The 19,508-nt window shown below is 56.0% G+C and carries 13 protein-coding genes; all 13 read left to right on the top strand.

The features are described 5' to 3' along the window. The first annotated feature begins 1 nt into the window (after nt 1). The 13 genes from HMPREF0999_RS03330 (at nt 2) to HMPREF0999_RS03400 (ending at nt 19,397) form a co-directional block, all read left to right on the top strand. A complete protein-coding gene (locus tag HMPREF0999_RS03330; RefSeq protein ID WP_009275168.1) occupies nt 2-1,213 on the top strand; it encodes a BACON domain-containing protein in 1,212 nt (403 codons plus the stop codon). Continuing rightward, nucleotides 1,213-1,677, top strand: coding sequence for an N-acetylmuramoyl-L-alanine amidase (locus HMPREF0999_RS03335; protein ID WP_009275169.1), 465 nt, complete (start codon nt 1,213-1,215; stop codon nt 1,675-1,677). The genes HMPREF0999_RS03330 and HMPREF0999_RS03335 overlap by 1 nt, the downstream gene beginning before the upstream one ends. 14 nt (nt 1,678-1,691) lie before the next feature. Next, a complete protein-coding gene (locus HMPREF0999_RS03340) occupies nt 1,692-2,084 on the top strand; it encodes a hypothetical protein (RefSeq protein WP_009275170.1) in 393 nt (130 codons plus the stop codon). Nucleotides 2,085-2,097: 13 nt separating this feature from the next. Continuing rightward, complete coding sequence (locus HMPREF0999_RS03345) at nt 2,098-2,586, top strand: hypothetical protein (RefSeq protein WP_009275171.1); 489 nt, start codon at nt 2,098-2,100, stop codon at nt 2,584-2,586. A gap of 320 nt (nt 2,587-2,906) precedes the next feature. Further along, nucleotides 2,907-3,455 carry a hypothetical protein gene (locus HMPREF0999_RS03355; protein WP_029257185.1) on the top strand — a complete coding sequence of 183 codons (549 nt, stop codon included), beginning with the start codon at nt 2,907-2,909 and terminating at the stop codon, nt 3,453-3,455. Between the two features lie 3 nt (nt 3,456-3,458). After that, nucleotides 3,459-3,947, top strand: coding sequence for a hypothetical protein (locus HMPREF0999_RS03360; RefSeq protein WP_009275173.1), 489 nt, complete (start codon nt 3,459-3,461; stop codon nt 3,945-3,947). A 38-nt stretch (nt 3,948-3,985) separates the two neighbouring features. After that, nucleotides 3,986-4,192 carry a hypothetical protein gene (locus HMPREF0999_RS03365; protein ID WP_029257184.1) on the top strand — a complete coding sequence of 69 codons (207 nt, stop codon included), beginning with the start codon at nt 3,986-3,988 and terminating at the stop codon, nt 4,190-4,192. Beyond that, nucleotides 4,189-7,581, top strand: a complete 3,393-nt coding sequence (locus tag HMPREF0999_RS03370) for a hypothetical protein (protein WP_010183105.1) — start codon at nt 4,189-4,191, stop codon at nt 7,579-7,581. The genes HMPREF0999_RS03365 and HMPREF0999_RS03370 overlap by 4 nt, the downstream gene beginning before the upstream one ends. A gap of 1 nt (nt 7,582) precedes the next feature. Next, nucleotides 7,583-8,047 (top strand): hypothetical protein, encoded by a 465-nt coding sequence (locus tag HMPREF0999_RS03375; protein ID WP_008778313.1) that lies wholly within the window; start codon nt 7,583-7,585, stop codon nt 8,045-8,047. A 21-nt stretch (nt 8,048-8,068) separates the two neighbouring features. Further along, the gene (locus tag HMPREF0999_RS03380; protein WP_009275175.1) at nt 8,069-11,938 is read left to right on the top strand and encodes a hypothetical protein; all 3,870 of its coding nucleotides are present in this window, start codon (nt 8,069-8,071) and stop codon (nt 11,936-11,938) included. Nucleotides 11,939-11,957: 19 nt separating this feature from the next. After that, nucleotides 11,958-12,245: a hypothetical protein gene (locus tag HMPREF0999_RS03385; RefSeq protein WP_009275176.1), complete on the top strand. Its 288-nt coding sequence runs from the start codon at nt 11,958-11,960 to the stop codon at nt 12,243-12,245. Nucleotide 12,246: 1 nt separating this feature from the next. Beyond that, the gene (locus tag HMPREF0999_RS03390; RefSeq protein WP_009275177.1) at nt 12,247-12,675 is read left to right on the top strand and encodes a hypothetical protein; all 429 of its coding nucleotides are present in this window, start codon (nt 12,247-12,249) and stop codon (nt 12,673-12,675) included. Between the two features lie 197 nt (nt 12,676-12,872). Then, nucleotides 12,873-19,397 carry a hypothetical protein gene (locus HMPREF0999_RS03400; RefSeq protein ID WP_009275178.1) on the top strand — a complete coding sequence of 2,175 codons (6,525 nt, stop codon included), beginning with the start codon at nt 12,873-12,875 and terminating at the stop codon, nt 19,395-19,397. Nucleotides 19,398-19,508: the final 111 nt, after the last annotated feature.

Here is a 19,508-nt window from a genome sequence, read left to right on the forward strand (position 1 = left end):
AATGGCAATAGTAGTAAAGAACACCAATTACAACGGCGAGGTACTGGAGCAGATCCTGACGCTTGCCGCCACGGGGAACGAGATCGTCGAGAAGGGGCTGATCATGGTCATTCCCGGTGTGGAGAAAAAGATCAGCCTGCCGCGTCTTAAAAGCGGCAAGATGTTGCAGAAACGTAAGGAACACCCGGACATTAAGGATTCCAAGGGGAATTTCAACTATTCGGAGAAATCCCTTGACCCGGTGGACTTCATGGCCTTTACCGTGTTCAATCCCCGCGCCTTCGAGCAGATTTGGCGCAAGTGGCAGCCCAAGGGCAACCTCGTGTTCGCCGAACTGCCCCCTGAAGGACAGAACGCCCTGCTGGCCGAGCTGACCAAGCAGGTGAAGTTCGAGCTGGGCGACCATTTTATCAACGGCACGTATGGGGATGACGACGACCATCTGATGAACGGTATCCTGACACAGATGACGAAAGATACCGAGCTTATCATCGTATCGGGTAAGCCGGCGACCATGCTGGAGAAGTTGAAGGCCGTGCGTAAGGCTATCCCCGTGGCCATCCGTAACAATCCGAACCTGCGCATTATCATGAGCGTTAACGATTTCGACAAGTACGACGATGAGTTGACCGAACGGGAGGCCAAGAACGCCAGCGAGACGGACGTAAACAGCAAGCGTTACAAGGGCATCACCATCGAGACGCTCTCCGCGTGGCCGGACGATCTGATCGTGACCACCCTTTGCTCGATGGGCGCGGACGGCAATTTCTTCGCCGCTGTCAACTTGCAGGATGACGAGGACGTGATCCAGATCGACAAGGTATCCAACGCCAGCGAGTTGTATTTCTTCAAATTGCTGATGAAGGCGGACACGAACATCGCTTTCGGCGAGGAGGCTGTCGTGCTGGATACCCGTACCAACCCCGTGTTCAAGGCCGCAGAGAAAACCATTTCCGTAGAACCGGCCACCCTCACGTTCGAGAATACCGGCGGTACGCAGAAGGTTACGGTAACGGCTTCCGGTGAATGGAAAGCGAGCGCAGCTCCGGCAGGTTTCAAGGTGGTGGAAACGGACGAGGACCTGACCGTTACTGCAGAGCCTAACACGACCGGCAACGACAAGACCGGCACGATCACCCTCACCCTTGATGCCGATCGTAGTAAGACGGCCAAAATCACCCTGACCGCCAAAAAGCAGGGAGGGGGTGCGTAATGGCCGGGTTGAAATACCTTGTCATCCATTGCACGGCCACGGCGGAGGGCCGTGAGGTGTCATCGGCGGACATCCGCCGTTGGCACACCGCCCCGGTAAGCGAGGGCGGCCGTGGCTGGAAACAGGTAGGCTACACCGACCTGTTCCACCTGAACGGAGGCGTTGAACGCCTTGTGGATAACAACGAGGACGCAAATGTCGACCCGTGGGAAATCACCAACGGTGCGGCGGGTTATAACTCCGTTTCCCGGCATATCGTGTATGCCGGAGGGTGTGCCGCTGACGGCAAGACTCCGAAGGACACGCGTACCGCCTGTCAGAAGAAAGCCCTCGAACGTTATGTGAAGGACTTCCACCGCCGTTTCCCCGACGTTCGGATTGTAGGACACAATGAGCTGGCGGCGAAAGCCTGCCCCAGCTTTGACGTACAGAAATGGCTTAAAGAGATCGGTATTAACCAATAAAAAAGAAGAAAGAAATGAGAAAGTTGATTTTGTTTTTTGCGCTGATGCTTTGCTCTGTGTCAGCCGTGTTCGCTGAGACGGGCGATGTATCCACCGCTGTGGACTATGACGGCATGATCGCCACTTTCGCCGGTTTTTCCGGTATGGTGGTGTTGCTGACGGAAGGGATCAAGTCCCTGTTCCCGAAAATGAACGGGTTGGTTACCCAGATTGTCAGCTGGTGCGTCGGTATTGCGGGCGCCATGTTGCTGTGGTGGCTGGATGCCGGATTCGTGTCGGATGTCCAGTGGTATATAGCCCTGCTTTACGGTTTAGGTGCGTCCCTTGTCGCGAACGGGATCGCGGACACGGGACTGGTACAATGGCTTATCGGCCTTATAGTCAAGAAATCGGAAAGCAAGGCATAAACAGGTATCAGAGATGGAGCTTAGTGAAATACTCAACCTGGTACTGGGCGGCGGTTTATTGGCGGCTGTCATCGGGCTTCTCACGCTGAAGGCTACGGTCCGCAAGGCGAATGCCGAGGCGGAGAAGGCGAGGGCCGAGGCCGAGACGGTCCGGATTGACAACACTGAGCAAGCCACCCGGATATTGATAGATAATATTGTTGAACCATTAAAGAAGGAATTGAATGAGACCCGGGAAGAACTGCGTGCGACCAAGAAGGAGTTTTGCTCAACCAAACGTGAGATGGCCCGTCTTCGCAAGGCTATCGGTGATGCCGGCAATTGCAAGCATTCTGGTGATTGTCCTGTGCTTTTCCGGTTGCGCGAGCACCCGAAAGACAGTGAAGGAGACCTCCCGGACGGAGGCGAATCGGATGGCGGTGGACAGTATGGCCAAAGAAGTCCTCCTTGTACGGACGGAGGCGGTCCCGAAGTCGGAGGTACGGCTGGCGATACCGGCTGACAGTTTGATGAAGCTGCCCCCCAAGGCGTCGTATAGCGGAAAGAGCGGGCAGGCGAACGTGTCGGTAAGCCGCGACGGAGACGTGATCGCCGTGCACGCGAGCTGCGACAGTCTGCAAATCCTGGTCGAGTATTATGCGGGCAGGTCCGAGACGTACAGGGAAGCCTGGGAGGAAATGGCGGATTTGTACGAAGCGGAGGTAAAACGGCGTTCAAGCCCCGTTCAAATCTTCTTCTATGGTTTTGGGACTGGAATAGTGATATGCGTTTTAGCGGTAATATTAATTCAAAAACAAAAGAAAGATGGCGGATAAGAATTTCATGTACGGCATCGGTGCCGTGAAATATAAGGATTTTATCGTGGGCTACATCGAGAAAGGCTCCTTTGACCTGGGCGGCCAGAAGCCTGAGGCGGCGAAAATCGAGGCGGAACAGGTACCCGGTGCCCCGGTGCTGGTCATCGCCCAGTCGAACGGCAGCATAGCACCGACGTTCAACGTGATCCAGATGGATTACAAGAACCTGCACAAGCTGCTTGGCGGCTCCCTCCACCACAAGAGCTCCGACGTGTCGAAGGAAAATCCGATCGGTTGGACCGCCCCTTCGGCTGCGATGGTGATGCAAGGCCCCTGGGAACTTGCCCTTGTGTCGGGTAAGAGCGTCCTGATGCCCAACGCGACGCTGCTCTCCAATTTGGGCGGTAAGCTGACACTTACGGAAACGGCGAAGATCGAGTGTACACTGGAGGTGGCGATGCCGGCGGACGGCTCGCAGCCCTACGGCGTGTTCGATACGGATGCCTTGCCGGATGAGTGGGGTGAATACAGACTGCCTGCGGCGGAAGTACAGACCTCGGACGAGGAGGGTTAGCGTATGGATGACCGGTTGGAGCAACTGATAGAAATGGAGTGTGCGGACGCGTTGCTGGACGGTGGCGTGTCCGTTCCTCTTAAAAGGTGGCGCGTTCCCTTTAAGAAGCATCCCCTGGAACTGCGTGTGACGATGAAGCGTCCCCGGCTTCGGGGCCAGATGCTGCTGGCCAGGGAGTATCTGAGGCTGGGTATGGCACCCGGCTGGAAACCGAAGGACAAGGCGGAGGAAATGGCCTTTGTGGCAAAGTACGGAAAAGGCGTCAGCCGGATGTTGGCTTATACGGTATGCCGGGGCTGCGTGGCCCGGCGTGTAGGCATAGGGCTGACGGCATGGATACTCCGGGAGCTTGTCGATTGGAGGTTCCTGGTGGCCGTGTTCCGGACGTTCGAGCGTCTGATGGGCACGAAGGATTTTATGCGTATTATCAGATCGGTGGATCGGGCGAACCCGATGAAGCCGAGACTGAGCCAAAAAGGGAAGGGGAGTTAAGGACAGAGTATGAATGTTCACATAGCCCCTTCGGATTTATATGGCAGATTGCATCGGCGACCGGCTGGAGCGTGGATTACATCCTTGACGGGGTGAACTGGCAGACGCTGATCATGATGCTGAGCGACGCGCCCCGGTATGTGAGGCGGAAGAAAGGCGGCGGTGAAGGCAGCCGGAGAACGGACCGTAGCGTGGAGGACGAGGCGGACGATATTGTAGGATTTTTTCAAAGCAGACTGGAATGAAACCTGTAGAAGTTGAATTTTTGATGAAGGACGGCCTTACGCCCGGCATGGACAAGGCCGGGCGTGAGGCGCTGGAGCTTCGTAACACCGTCAGGGTGTTGGAGGCGGAACTGGAAAGGCTGCGCCTTGCCGGTGAGACGGCCGCCCCCAATCTGGACCAGAGCGCCAACATCGCCCAGATCCATGCGCTGGAAAAGCAGCTTGAGGAATTGCGTGGCAAGTTGAGACAGCTTCAGGCGGAATCGGAAACCGTACAGGTCACCCCGCCGGACATTCCCAATGCGCAGCGCCAGTTTAACGGCTTGCATAACAGCATCCAGCAGATTGCCCGTGAGATGCCCTCGTTGGCCATGGGACCGCAGATGTTCTTTCTGGCCATCAGCAACAACCTGCCGATATTCACCGATGAGCTGGCCCGTGCCCGTAAGGAATACGACGAGCTGCGGAAGTCGGGGCAGAAAGGCACGCCGGTATGGAAGCAGGTACTCTCTTCTCTTTTTTCCTGGCAGACGGCACTTACGACCGGCATCATGCTGCTTGTGATGTACGGTGACGAGATTGTGGAGTGGACGAAGGATTTGTTCAGCGCCAAGAAAGGCGTGGACGAATTCAATATCTCGTTGAAGGAAATGACCGAGATCGAGAAGGACGGCCGCGCCCAGATGGTGCGTACCCGCTTTGAGCTGAAATCGGTTATCGGTGAAATAAAGGACTTCACCGGCAGCAAGGAGCAGGAAAAGGCGAAGGTGGAGGAACTGAACCGCAAATACGGGGAAAGTTTCGGTTATTATAAAACCCTTTCCGAGTGGTACGATACCCTTACCCAAAAGAGCGAGGACTACGTGCAGGTCTTGCTTCATCAGGCCAACGTCCAGAATCTGGTCAGCAAGGCGGCCGAAGCTGACGAAGAAGTAAACAAGATCAAGGCCCAGAAACCGGAAGAGGCTGAAAGTGCTATGGGATTCTTCGGAAAGATAGGGCAGTATTTGATACAAAGCAATATGGCGGAAGTCGGCCAGGTGTATGACGCGCAGGAGGCTATCCGAAAACATGATCAGGAGGCTTATGATATCCTGCTGAAAAATGCGGAGAACAAGCGTGACGGTTATCTGAAGAAGGCGGAGGAGGAAACGAGGAAAGCCGCCGAAGCCGCCAGGAAGGGAAATATCGGCGGACACTCCGATCCTAAACAGTCCGGTAAAAAAACGGAAACGGAAGCCAGGCAGCGTATGGCTACAGAGCGTAGGCTGGCGCAGGAACTTGCCGCACTCCAGGCCGAGAATCGGAAAGAGGAGATAGACCGGATGAAAGACGGCACTGAAAAGAAACTGGCACAGATCGAATACGACTATAACAAGAGAAAAGAAGAAATAGCCCGTCAGGAAGCCGAATGGAAACGTGAAAACAAGGAAGCCGGTGTTTCCACCGGTGGCAATGGCCTGACTCCCGGTCAGAGGGATGCCCTTGCCGGCGCACGCGACTCCAACGATAAGAACCGGAGCGCGGCTCTTGCCGCCATTTTTGAAGATGAGAGGGAAAAAGAAGCCCAGGCCATGCGTGATTACCTGGCGGAATATGGGAGCTATGAAGAAAAGAAACTGGCCATTACCAAGGAGTATGAAAAACGTATCGCGGAAGCTACCACGGAAGGCGGTCGGAAAACACTTCAGGAAGAACTGAAGGAAAAGATGGCCGGTCTTGATCTGAAGGAATTGAAGGACGGATTGAATTGGGAAGCCGTATTCGGGGACCTCGACAAGGTATCCTCCGAAAGCCTCCAATCCCTCCGTACCCGTCTGAAGGAATATATCGATACCCAGAAGGACTTGCAGCCGGACAGCCTGAAAGACCTGGTGCGTGCCATTGACGCCATCGACAGGAAACTTAGCGAGCGCAATCCCTTTGCGGCATTGGAATCATCCTTGTCGCGGGTAAAATCCACGACCTTATCCGTCAAGGAGGCCCAGGAAGCCTATAACAAGGCCGTGGAAGAAGGGACTGAAGCCGAGCAGAAGAATGCCCGGGCCGCGTTGGATGCCGCCCGAAACGCGAGGCAGGGGGCACTGGCCGAGGCTACGGACGCCCTGCACGGCAGCGTGGGGCAGGTGAAGGAATACGTGGGAGCGGCAGAAGACCTGCTGGGACTGGTGGAACAGTTCGGTATCGATCCGCCGGAATGGATGGGCGAATACCTGGAAGGTTTAGGGCAGACGCTGGACGGCTTGGAAAGCATCGACCTGACCAAACCGATGAGCGTCATTACCGGCGGTGTCAAGGCGGTAGGCGGCGCGGTGAAGACATTGTTCAGTTTAGGTGGCACCATCAACTGGAATGGAAGTAACGCGAAAGAGGTGCAGGCCACGATGGACCGGCTGACCAGCCGGAACGAAATGCTTCAGACTTCTATTGAGGACTTGACCGACACTATCAAACAGAGCAAGGGTACCAAATCCGTAGCCGCTTACCGCGATGCTTACCGGATGCAGCAAGAGACGGATTCGAACTACCTTCAGATGGCGATGGCGCAGGCCGGTTACCACGGCAGCCACCGCTCCTGGAATTATTATTGGGATGGTTTTTCCCAGGCACAGATAGACAAGCTGAGCGGACAGATCGGCCGCCAGTGGGACGGCAGTCTGTGGAGCCTGAGTCCGGAGGAGATGAAGGCCCTCAGAAGCAACGTGGACATGTGGACACAGATACAGGACACGGGCAAGGGCGGTTACGGCGGGCGGCTTACCGAGAAACTGGATGACTACATAGACCAGGCCGGAAAGCTGGAGGAACTGACCGACCGGCTGTACGAAGGGCTTACCGGCATTTCGTTCGATGGCATGTACGGCAGCTTTATCGATAACCTGATGGACATGAAGTATGGCGCGAAGGAGGCGGCGGAGGATATATCCGAGTACTTCATGCGGGCGATGCTGAGCAACAAGATCGGTGAGATGTACAGCGAGAAGTTGAAGGGCTGGTGGGAACGGTTCGGCAAGGCGATGGAAGACAACGACCTGACGGAAGCGGAACGGAAGGCTTTGGCCGATGAATACTTGCAGTATGTGGAAGAGGCGGTGGACCTGCGTGACAACCTGGCGGCAGCCACCGGTTATGACAAGACGCAGCAGGGCGGTACGAGCCAAAGTGCGAAAGCGGGCGGCTTTACGGCCATGACGCAGGATCAGGGTACGAAGCTGGAGGGCATGTTCACCGGTGGGCTGCAGCACTGGAGCAGCATGGACGACCGGCTGGAAAGCGTGTCGGAGAAGATGGACACGGCCGAAGGCCACCTGGCCCGGATAGCCGAGAACACCGGTGTGAGTGCCGGACACCTGGGCGAGATAAAGGATGAGATAAAGAAAATGATACGTGACGGACTAAAAGTGAAATGACATGGCAGATATATTGGGCGGGCTGGTGCTGGTGAACGGCACGGACATCTGGACGGAATACGGCGTGTTCCTGGTGGAGGACCGGCGCGGTGGCATGGATAACCTCTCGGCGATCCTGACCCCGAGCAAGACGAAGAAGGAGACGGCCGTGGACATACGGGAGGAGGACGGGGAGAAATACAGCGCGGTCCTTACCCCGAGGAACGAGGCGCGTGACGTGACGCTGCACTTTGCCCTGTATAACAAGACAAAGGAGGGATGGCTGCGGAAATATTTCGCGTTCATCAATTTTCTGAAAAAAGGGAAGGACGGGTGGCTCGACATCGCGTTTCCCCAGCTTGATCTGACCCTGCACGTGAAATACACGGACAGTCCGAAGTTCACCCCGCTGACCTATTTGTGGAAGGAAGGGGTCCACGCCGGGAAATTCAAGGTGAAGTTCCGCGAGCCGGTACCGATTATATAACCATTCAAAGACGATTCGAATATGCTTCTAACGATATACGATAAAGCCGGGGCCAAGCGTGCGGACGTGGCCGCAAGTGACAGTTCGACGCAGAGCAAGGAGGTGCAGGGCGACAACGTGCTGGCGCTCTCCTTCACGCATTATGCCCATATCCCCCTTGATGTAGGCGACTTCACGGACTACATGGGCGAGCGGTACTGGCTGACGGAGCGGTACACCCCGAAAGAGAAAAGCGGGAGCGAGTGGGAGTATAACCTGAAGCTGTACGGTATCGAGAGCCTGATCAGGCGTTTTCTCGTGCTGGAGACAACGGACGGCGACACCAATCCCCTGTTTACATTGACGGCCACGCCGCGGGACCATGTGGCGATGGTGGTGAAGGCCATCAACGATGGCATGGGTAACATTACCGACTGGAAGGTGGGGCAGGTGGACGGTACCGATCTTATCGTGATCGACTATGAGGGCATGTACTGCGACCAGGCTTTGAAGGAGATCGCCGGCAAGGTGGGAGGCAAGGCCGAGTGGTGGGTCGAGGGGCAGACGGTGAACGTGTGCCGTTGCGAACACGGTGAGGAGATCACGTTGGGATACGGCAAGGGGCTGACCTCCCTGGAGCGGGATACGAGCAATACGGCGAAGTTCTACACACGCCTTTTCCCGATCGGCAGCAGCCGGAACATCGACGCCGAGAAGTACGGCAGCCCCCGCCTGATGCTCCCCGGAAAAAAGAAGTACGTGGAGGTGGGCGTGGACGAGTACGGTATCTATGACCACTACGAACAGGCCGCCTTCAGCGATATCTATCCCCGGCGGGTGGGAACGATAAGCAGTGTCCGGAGCGAGGAGGTGACGGACGAGGAAGGTAAGGCCTTTACCGTCTATTACTTCAAGGACGGCGGGATGGATTTCGATCCTAACGATTATGAGTTGGCCGGTGAGACGAAACGCGTCTCCTTCCAGAGCGGTGACCTTTCCGGGCTGGGAGAGGGGGACGACCATTATTTCGAGGTGAACTTCGATAGTGCCACCCGTGAGTTCGAGATCGTCACGATCTGGCCTTACGGCGATGACACGCAGCTTCCGGGCGGCAAGCTCGTCCCGAAGGCCGGGGACACCTATATCCTTTGGAATATCCGGATGCCGGATAAATATTACCGGTTGGCAGAGGAGGAATTTGCAGCCGCGGTGGACGAATACAATAAGGACCACTGGCTGGATATTGCCGCTTACAAGGCTCCGACCGATCATGTGTGGATCGAGCAGCAGGAGGCCGATCTGTTTGTCGGCCGGCGCGTAAAATTGGAGAGCTCGGAGTATTTCCCGAAAGACGGTTACCGCAGGAGCCGCATTACGAAGATCACCCGCAGGGTAAACCTTCCCGGGGAGATGGACCTGGAGATCAGCGACGCCCTGCAGGTGTCGAAATTTGACAGGGTAAACGACAGTATAGGGGAATTGAAAAGCTATACGAAAGCCAAGGCCGAAAGTTCCGGGCTTCCCGATATTATCCGGAGCTTCGATAATACGCTGCCGACCGACAACAACCTTTTCTCGGCAAAAAGAAGCCAAAGGGAATTCCTGAGTAAACGCCATCGGGATACCGCTGCCGAGGTGATCGGTTTTCTGAAAGGGGCTTATTTTGGGGATTACAAAGCCGGTGAATCCGGAGGCAATGTTGACGGCGACGGGAACGCCGAGTTTCTGACGGCTGTTATCCGGGAATTGCTCCGCAGTACCCGTTTCGTGGACGGCATGTTCGGCGAGGGTTGGCAGCTATGGATAGATAAAATAACGGGGCTGAGTAATCTCACGATAGACAAGGCGACCATCCGGCAGACGTTGGTAGCCTTGGAACTGCTCATAGAAACGGTTCGCAGCGTAAGGGGGCAGCTGGTTGTATCCGCAGCCAACGGTAAGATCAAGACCGTGACCAAGGAGGGCAACAATTACCGCATCACCTTTGAGCAGGAGAACACGTTCGTGGCGCACGACCTGATGCGCTGTGCCGTTTTTACGGGGGCGGAGATTCTGGGTTACTGGGTGGAAGTGTCGGAAGGCGACACGGAAGGGATAACGGTACCCCAGAGGGAGTTTGGCGGGACGGAACCGAAGGCGGGTGATGAGTGCGTGTTGATGGGTAACACGGAAAACCCGCTCCGGCAGAACCTGATCAGCATATCGGCTACCGAGGACGGCCAGCCACGTGTTGACATACTGGACGGCGTGAACGCGAAAAACTTCAACGGCTGTTTGCGTTGCCGGGTGGGTAATCTCGACGGTATCAAGGACAGCGCTTTCCCTGCGAATAACCAGCCGCACGGGAACGGTCTTTATGGCGACAACGTGTACCTCAAGGGTACGTTTATCCTTATGACCGGCGAGGATATCCTGACGAAATTTGAAATTACGGAGGGTAAGATACAGTCCGCCGTAGAAGGTCTGCGTGACGAGGTGAGGGAGGAGCAGAGCTTTTTCGATAACACCACGTTTACCGAGGGGATGAGTAAATGGATAAGCGGGTACAAGGCCGCGTTCCTGACTTTCGGCGGCAAGTGGATTCTTGCCGGTAACAAACTGTTGTCATCGAGCGAGAACGGCAACGTGGAGGTCGTAAAGACCGGCAAGGTTCCTTACGTCAGGATAACGAACAGCTACATCATGCAGAAGAACGGGGATTTCCGCACGATCCCCGATTTCAAGGAGTTGAACGGGGACGGGCTTCGCATTCCGGGCTATGTCTACCTGTCCTTCCATTACAAGGTGATCGAAGCCGGCCATCTTCGTATCGAGTTCGTGAACGGGAATAAGGCGGGATTCGAGAACTTCAATATGTTCGCTTACGACGGTGATTTGCCGGTCGGCGGGGAAAAGGTACTCAACCATTCCGGATTGTGGAACGGGACGGGGGACTTCAAGCTGTCGTTCACGGGTGTCATCCAAGTGTCCCTGTTGGTATTCTCGACAGACCGGACGGATGCCCTGGCATATAAGTACGCCACGTTCTTCGAGCAGTCGGACAAGATGATCAAGATCGCGGCGGCGAATTTCGACAAGGACGGTAACGTGCTGGAGGAGTCATCCATCATTACGACATCGAAGTACAACAGGCTCATATCCGAGCGTTTCAACGCTGACGGAAGCCTGAAGAACAAGTCCGGCCTGGTGACGACCGCTGATTTTTCCAAGCTGTTCGCCCAAGGGGTGAGCGACAACGGTCTTGTCAAGAGCGCGGATTTGAAGGTCTATGTCAAGCGTGACGAGTTCGGGGACCTTGTTTCCGGTGTCACCATCCGGGCCGACCAGATCGAGCTGGAGGGGCTTGTTACGGCGAACGGCTATTTCAAGGTCCTCACGGACGGGAGCATCGAGACCCGGAACGCGAACGTCAGCGGGATCGTCAAGGCCGATAAAGGCAAGATAGGCGGCTTCACCATCGAGTCCGGCCGCTTGTATTGGAAGAGCCGCGATTATTTCGGTAACGATTCCCGGAGTTTGAAACTGGGGGTCTCGAGCTCCTCGACGGAGGGGATCGTGGACGTGGCCTTCAATGGCGCCACCGACGGGCGGTTCGGCGTGAAGTCGGTCGGGGCGACCTCCGGCGGGGCCGCCATATACGCGTCGACAGGCCCCTTGACCTATCCGGCCAGCGGTATGACCTATGCCGGGTTCTTTGTCGGTCCGGTAGATGTAAGGGACACCGGTAACGGATTGATAAGTGATGTTTGCGCGTCGAAAGGGTTCCGGTACATCAAGAGCCGTAATTCCGACGGTACATACGTGTATAACGAGGGAGTGAACTGGGGTGGCGGCATGTCGGAAAATCCCGACCTTGACAAGATCCGCCTTATCGTGAGGGGCGGCATCATTGTCGGCTATACAGGAGAATAAACATTTAAAACCAAAGAATATGAAAGTTGACTTAAACAGGAGATTCAGGGGGTTCAAAGGGAACGAGCTTGACGGTGACAACGTCGCCACCGCCGTGGCGGAGGCCCTGTTCAATTACGGGAAGGACAAGCCCGTGGGGCGTGACGAGAAGTTCAAGGCTTACGTCCTGTGCCAGCGTATCATCCAAGGCGGTGGAATCCTTGAGATCACCACCGAGGAGGGTACGCTTATCAAGGAGGTGTGCGGCGAGAGCCTGACGGCCGGCGGTTACGGCCAGGTTTATGAACTGATAGAGGGAGGGGTTTGACATGGCACTGACAGAATCGGATATCGCCCAGGTTTTGGAGGCGATCAAGGCGGAATCGAAGAGTGTCGAATCCCTTGAGACGGTCGGCTCGCTGAGCGGGGTAAAGTCCCTACCGGGACAGAAAGGAGACAAGCTGGTGAGCGTTCCTATCAATTTGCTCACCAAATCGGCCGATGACGCGGCGACAAGGGCCATCGCGGCGGCCGAAAGGGTGGAGGAACTGGCCCCGAAAATGGAAGCGGCCACCCAGGAGACAAAGAAAGCTATCCAAACCGCGGGTGAATCGGCGGCAAAGGCGGAGGCGGCCGCGAAGAAGGCCGAGGACGCGATAGCCCAAGGTTACAAACATAAGGAGATGACCGAGGAAGACTTTGAGAGTCTCCCGGAAAAGGACGGCAAGACCATTTACCTGATTTACGAGGAGGAATAGGTATGATAAGTGTTGGAAACAAAGAGGTGACGGCCATCCGTGTAGGCGAACGGGTGGTGGCGACGGTCTATATAGGGGCCAGGCTGGTTTGGCAAGCCATCCGGAGCTGTTTCGGCGCGGGCTTTTGGCGCGGTGACAAACCCTGGAGCCGAACGGATGGCTGGAAACGGATGAAATAACTTTTAAAGAATAACGATATGGCGAAAAAAGTGTATGACGAGGACGGTCTGGATATGCAGAAGACCGATTGGTCCGGTGACGAGTCCACGGGTAATCTTCCGGTGAGCGGCCGGTTGGTGGAGAACTATATCAAAAGTATCGATGACAAGGCCACCCCTACGGAGGAGCTGGTCGCCGGTGAGACGAAAGCCCCCACGAGCGGCGCGGTGTTCGCCTCGCTGGTGGGTACCGTGACGAATATCGACGTGACGGACAGCGAGGACGGCACTCAGTACGTGATGACAGTCACGCAGAAGGATGGCGAAGGCGGGGAAAGCGACAGGGAGGTGCGCTTTTCCAAGTATAGCGACGATGACAAGGTGGTGGTGAATATAGACCTGACCGATGCTTCGGGTTCCTCCTTGCCCGCTTCCCAGTATTTGTCGTTGGGTACCGGTTTCGTGGTGAGATATGCCGTTGGCGTGGGCACGGCCGGTGGCGGCGAGGTGAGTGGCTACAGCGACCTGAAGGCCAAGGTGGTCGTAAAACGTGGCTCCACGGTCCTTTCGGAATTCCAGGATGCGGAGTTTGTCGGCGTTACGGCCGGTCAGAGCTATACTTTTGACGCGTCGCCTTACCTGAAGGATGCCACGACCTACACCGTGCAGGTGGAGGCGCAGGCCGGTTATGATGGCGGTACGCTGATGAAAACCGCTACCGCCAGGGTGACGATGGTGGCTATGGAACTAAGTACCACTTATTCGGTTGGGAACGGACTGGCTGACGGGGGATACCGGAACGACGTGAACATCCCATTTACAGCTAAGGGAACGAGTGGCGAGAAGAACATCTACTACCGTATCAACGGCGGGCAGCCCTATACGCTTGGCCTGTCAGCCGGTTCCGGTGTCCAGCAGAAGAACGTCACCGTTGCGCTGAGTGAAATGCGGGAGGGCATGAACGTGGTGGAAGCCTATGCGCTGCACGAGAACTCCGGCGTGGTGAGCGAGATACACTACCTGACCCTGCTGAAAGCCGGGGAAGGTGTGACGGCCTATGCCGGCATGATGTTCAACCACCGGGCGGCAGGGTTCCAGCGTGACTGGAAGCACCCCGTACTGGAGGCCGAGCAGTTCACGGCGTGGAACTTCACGTATGCCGGCTATGACAGGGATGCGTACACGGCCCGTGTGAAAGTGACCAGCCGGGGCAGTGTGGTGAAGGAAGACCTGCTGCAGCGCGGTGAGACCGGCAGCTACGGGCGTACGAACGTGAACGTGGAACCGCTGGATTACCGTGTGTCGTGCGGTGATGCCGTGCTTGAGGTGCAGGTGAACACCACATCGCACCCCGACATTGAAGCCACGCTGGCACCGGATGCCGTGTGCACGTTCGATGCCTTCGGGCGAAGCAACACGGAAAACAACCCGGAAAGCTGGGTGAGCGGGGACAAACGGATGGAATTCCGTGATGTGCTGTGGAGCGTGAACGAATACGGCGCAGGAAGCGGCTGGCACAAGGACCGCCTGCTGCTGGCCGGCGGTGCGGGCATGACACTGACGGCAGACGGCGGTTATCGCCCGTTCAATGAGGCGGACAAGCCCGAGGGTTTTGCCATCCGCGACGTGGGCATGACGTTGGAGATAGAATACAGCACGGCCAACGTGACTGACACCGACGCGGAGCTGATCACCTGTCTGGGCACCCTGCAAAACGGCAACCGTTACGGGCTGGTGGTGACCCCGGAGGAGGCGAAGTTCCTTACCGGCGTGGTGACGGAGGCGATGGATGCCGGTCAGGTCCTGCGCTATGAGGACTCGGTGGGTACGAAGTTTGAACCCGGTAAGAATATCCGCATCACTTACGTGTTCTACCCGGACGTGGAGACCAACGAGCAGCGGACGCTGATCGGCTTTTATGTGAACGGGGAGGAGTCGGCCGCCTCGAAGTGGCTGGACAAGGTGAGCTTTGACATCCGGAGCCAGCTGGAGTTTAAATCGGAGGGGGCTGACCTGAACGTGAAGAGCGTGCGCATCTATAACAAGGCGCTGACCTCGGACGAGGTGCTTAACAACTACATCGTGGACCGCAACCATCTGGAGGATGCCGACGGGGAACCGGGCGTGCGCTCGCTGGATGAGGACAACCGCGTGCTGAACGAGGGGGACACGGTGAGCATGGAGAAGCTGATGGGACTGATGAAGAAGCGGCGGAACTCGATCCTGGTACTGATAGGCACGGGCAGCGTGGGCAGTGAGGTGCCAAGCGAGAGCGACACGCTGAACGTGATGGACGCGCTGGCCCAGCTGAACAACAAGAAGGCCAACAAGCTGTGCCGGGAAGTTAGATTCTACAACGGTGAGAACCGGGCGCTGGACTGGATAGCCCGTGACATTTATCTGCGTATCCAGGGTACCAGTTCGGTGAACTATGCCCGCAAGAACCTGCGCTTCTACTTCCAGAAGACAGCCAGTGGCTACACGGCACGGATGAGCTACGGCGAGATAGACGGTAACGGGCAGCAGAGCAACCCGACAGCTACGGAGGGTAAGAAGAACCTGTTCCGACTGCGGGACAACTCGGTTGGGGCAAAACTCGCCTGTGCGAAGTGTGACTTTTCGGACTCCTCCATGACCACCAACACCGGTGGCGCGAAGTTCATTCATGACGGCATGAAGGAAATGGGCATCCTGACCCCTGCCCAGCAGTATGCCGCCGACCATGCGGATACGTGCAAGGAAGACATACGCTCGGCCATTGACGGCTTGCCCTGTGACCTGTTTGTGGCAAAGAGCGTGGATGAGGATCTGACCTACTACGGCCAGTACAACATGAACAACGAGAAGAGCGACAGCTACCCGATATTCGGCCAGGACAAGACCATCGGCGAAGAACAGTGGGGGACCGGCGATACGTTGAACTACCTGCAGGCGAACGGCGACCGGCCGAAGGAATACCTGCCCATCTGCATCGAGACGTTGAACAACTCGAACGACCTGTGCCTGTTCCGCTGGCTTCCGTCCACGGAGCCCGACCATATGGACTTCATGGATTTCAACTTTGACGGCGGTTTCGAGTTCAACCACCCGAAAGACGTGTTCTGGAACGATGGCGGAGGCGATGCCGAAGAAGAACCGAACATCAAGGAACACCTGGGCACCGGTGACAAGTACGACAAGATGTACAAGGCGCTTGACCGCATGATGAGTTTCCTATATAAATGCGTGAAGGAAACGCCTGCCGGCAAGGGCATGACCTATAACAAGGAGACGCACACGTTTGACGGGGTGGACTATGAGGATGACGGCAACAAGTTCCCGACGGCCAAATGGGTGAGCCCGACCTTCAAGGCGGAAGCCGGGAAGTATTTCAACCTTCCCAACCTGGCCGCCTACTACCTGTATGTACAGTTCAACCTGGGTGTGGACCAGCTGGCGAAAAACATGCTTGTGCGGACGTGGGACGGCGTGATGTGGTGGATAACCTATTACGACGGAGACTGCCAGCTGGGTTCGGACAACAAGTCGTTCCTGACCGGGAAGTATGATGACAACCGGCAGACCAAGCGGGACGGGGCCTATGTGATGCAGGGACACAACAGCTGGCTGTGGAACCTGATATTGGGCAATATGGGTAATCTGCTGGAGGAAGTGATGACCAGGGGTGTGAACGGCGGTACCAGCTTCATGAGTGCCTTCAGCATCCAGAAGGCCGTTGACCATTTCGACACCGAGCAGATGAAGAGGTGGTGCAGCCGGCTGTACAACAAATCAGGTATCTTCAAGTATGTGTATCCGTTCCTGAACGAGATGCCGGTGGGTGCGGACGGCGCGAAACAGACCTACCCGCAGATCTACGGTCTGAAGGGTTCGTTAAAGGCGCACCGGAACTACTTCATCCAGCGCAGGTATGACCTGAAGCAGGTGGAGTACGGTTATGTCTCTACGCTGGGCGCCCAGTTCTACCAGAGTACGGCATCGCTGGACAAGGCATACAAATTGAAGCCGATGCAGTACCGGCTGACCATCCCGTACCGTGTGCAGCTTTCCACCAGCAACGGCGTGCAGGCCGACAGCGGCGTGGTGGATGCGGACGTGCTCCACTCCCTGCAGCTGGCCCGTGCCTTCGGTGAGAACGACCCGCTGAAGATTATCGGCGCGGCCAAAATCAAGGAGCTGGTGTGGCATGAGGACGCGTTCGCCATCGGATTCAATTTCGGCTTGCTTACCTCATTGGTTAAACTTGACATGAGCGTGGAGAAAGCCAGCGGTTATCGTAACGGTTCATTCATGGCCTCTACGAACGGCATGCTTCTTCTGGAAGAGCTTAATATGCGCAACAACCTGCTGGCACGGAATGGCGATAACGGCAACGTGACGACCTTGGACTTGAGCTGGCAGGGACGGTTGAAGAAGCTGGACGTGAGAGGCACGGGGCTTACCCGCGTGAAACTTGCCACCGGTGCGCCTGTTGTGCAGTTATGCTTGCCGGAAACGATAGAGGAACTGTTTCTGGAATATCTTCCCAGGTTGGCAGAGAGCGGATTGGTACTGGATGGCATCGGTAACGTGCGAGGCTACCGGTTCATGGGTTGTCCGGGCATTGACGGGTTTGCCATGCTGGAACGTCTTCATCAGGCCAAGTTGAACGGTAGCGGTAAACTGGAGCGTTTTGTCCTTGACATCGATATGGAGGATGACGGCAGGCTGCTCGGAAAATACTACGATTATGGTACCTATACCTCCACCGGAGCGATAGACAACCGTCATTCCGGATTGCGTGGCAGGCTCCGCCTGACAAAGTACATGGAGGACGAAGAAGCGGACAGATACAGGGAGCGGTACCCTGAACTGGAGATCGTGCAACCGGCCTACAGTATCATCGAGTCGGACGAAAGCGCTCCGGACGATGCCAACATTTCCAACCCGGACAACGAGACCGGTTATAAGTATGGCAATACTTACGTCATGAATGCCCACGTGGCGGCGATCCTCAAGAAGCGCCACCGTGTGCTTGCCAAGGTGACGAAAAAGCCCACGAGCCGTAAAGTGGAGATGGCGGGCCAGACGGTTGACGTGAACAATCCGGACGGCGAGATGACCTATTGTCCGTTGGATGATACCAGCAGTAATAAATACTACGATGGCAGCGCAGCCAAACTTGACAGCAGCGAGGGCGACTGGATGATGTACGAACCGTTCTTTTGGTCGAAAGGTGTCAATGACTACCTGAACGAGAAATATTACAGCTGTTACAGTTCCAACGGCCCTGACGATATGCCTCCTGTTCCGGACGTGACGGTGCTGACGTTGGACGACATCAAAGGCACGCAGGGCGGTTTCCTTACAGAGCGCAAACTTTTGAGTGGCAAACCCACGTTGAAGGATTCTTATAGCACGGACAAGACCTATTCAGTCTGCAAGGTGGATGTACAAGGCTATAAGCGTGTACGTTTTCCGAGTGTTCCCGGTACGGGTTTGGTCGGCAGTCTATTTGTTGACGGCTCCGGAAACGTGGTCAAAACCATCGTGGTCCCTACGATCGGTCTGAAGTTCGAGGCCGGCATGTACTTGATATCGGATGTTCCGGAGGACGCCACTGCCTTGCACTTCTCGATCCTGAACACGGCCGAGTTTGACAAGGTGGTCCTAAGTAACAGCGACAAGATCGAGGATATGGAGCCCGATTGGGTGGCCAACGAGGAGCACCTTTGCGCCGTGGTGGGTAGCAGCGTGGTAGGTAGCAAGTTGCGTTCATGCATAACGGGTAATTCCACGACGGCCAGCATGAACTGGATCGACTTCCATTATTATAGCCAGCAACGTGGTATGCAACAGATAGACGCATTGATGCACTCGCGTATCGCAAACCTGTTTTATGCCCGTTATGGGCGTCGTGACAGCCAGGAGCAATGCGGAGGCGGTCAGCATACAAACAACCGCATAACGGGCGGTACGGCGGGCTACGGCATGCAGGATACGATCGGTTATGATGAAGCGTATAAAATAAACAACAAGATAACGAACTCGCTTGTGGACAATAACCAAATCCACCAATATGCCTGGTATCGTGGCCAGGACGAGTATGGTTCTCCGACCGTGACGCAGGTAAACAATATCAGTTGTCTTGGCTATGAGGACATCTACGGCCATAAATACGACATGATGGACGGTGTTGATTTACCCAACGATAGCGGTAATTCAGGCAAATGGCGTATTTGGATGCCAGACGGCAGTATCCGTTTTGTCAAAGGCAAGACCTCGAGTGACCAATGGATAGTAGGTGTCGCACACGGTAAGTATATGGATATGGTGCCAGTAGGAAGCGCAAACGGCTCGTCCAGCACGTATTATTGCGATAAATACTACATATCTACCGCAGCCAGCCGTGTGGTTTTTCGTGGGTGCAGCTATGCGAATGCGAATGGTGGTGTGTCGTACGCGAATGCGGGTTACGATGCCTCGCACTCGAACTCGTGTATCGGTTCCCGTCTGGCCTTCCGCGGTCGGATCGTCAAAGCGGAAAGCGTGGAAGCGTACAAGGCGTTGTCCGAGAAAGCATGATCGAAAACGGGAGCGAAGCGACAAAGCGTAAAGCGTTTTCGTTCCCGTTTGTGTGATCCGAAGCGAACGAAAAACGGGCGTAAGCCCGTCGAAAATATAAAATCACCGGTG

This window comes from Parabacteroides sp. D25 (assembly GCF_000307475.1).
Lineage (GTDB): Bacteria > Bacteroidota > Bacteroidia > Bacteroidales > Tannerellaceae > Parabacteroides > Parabacteroides distasonis.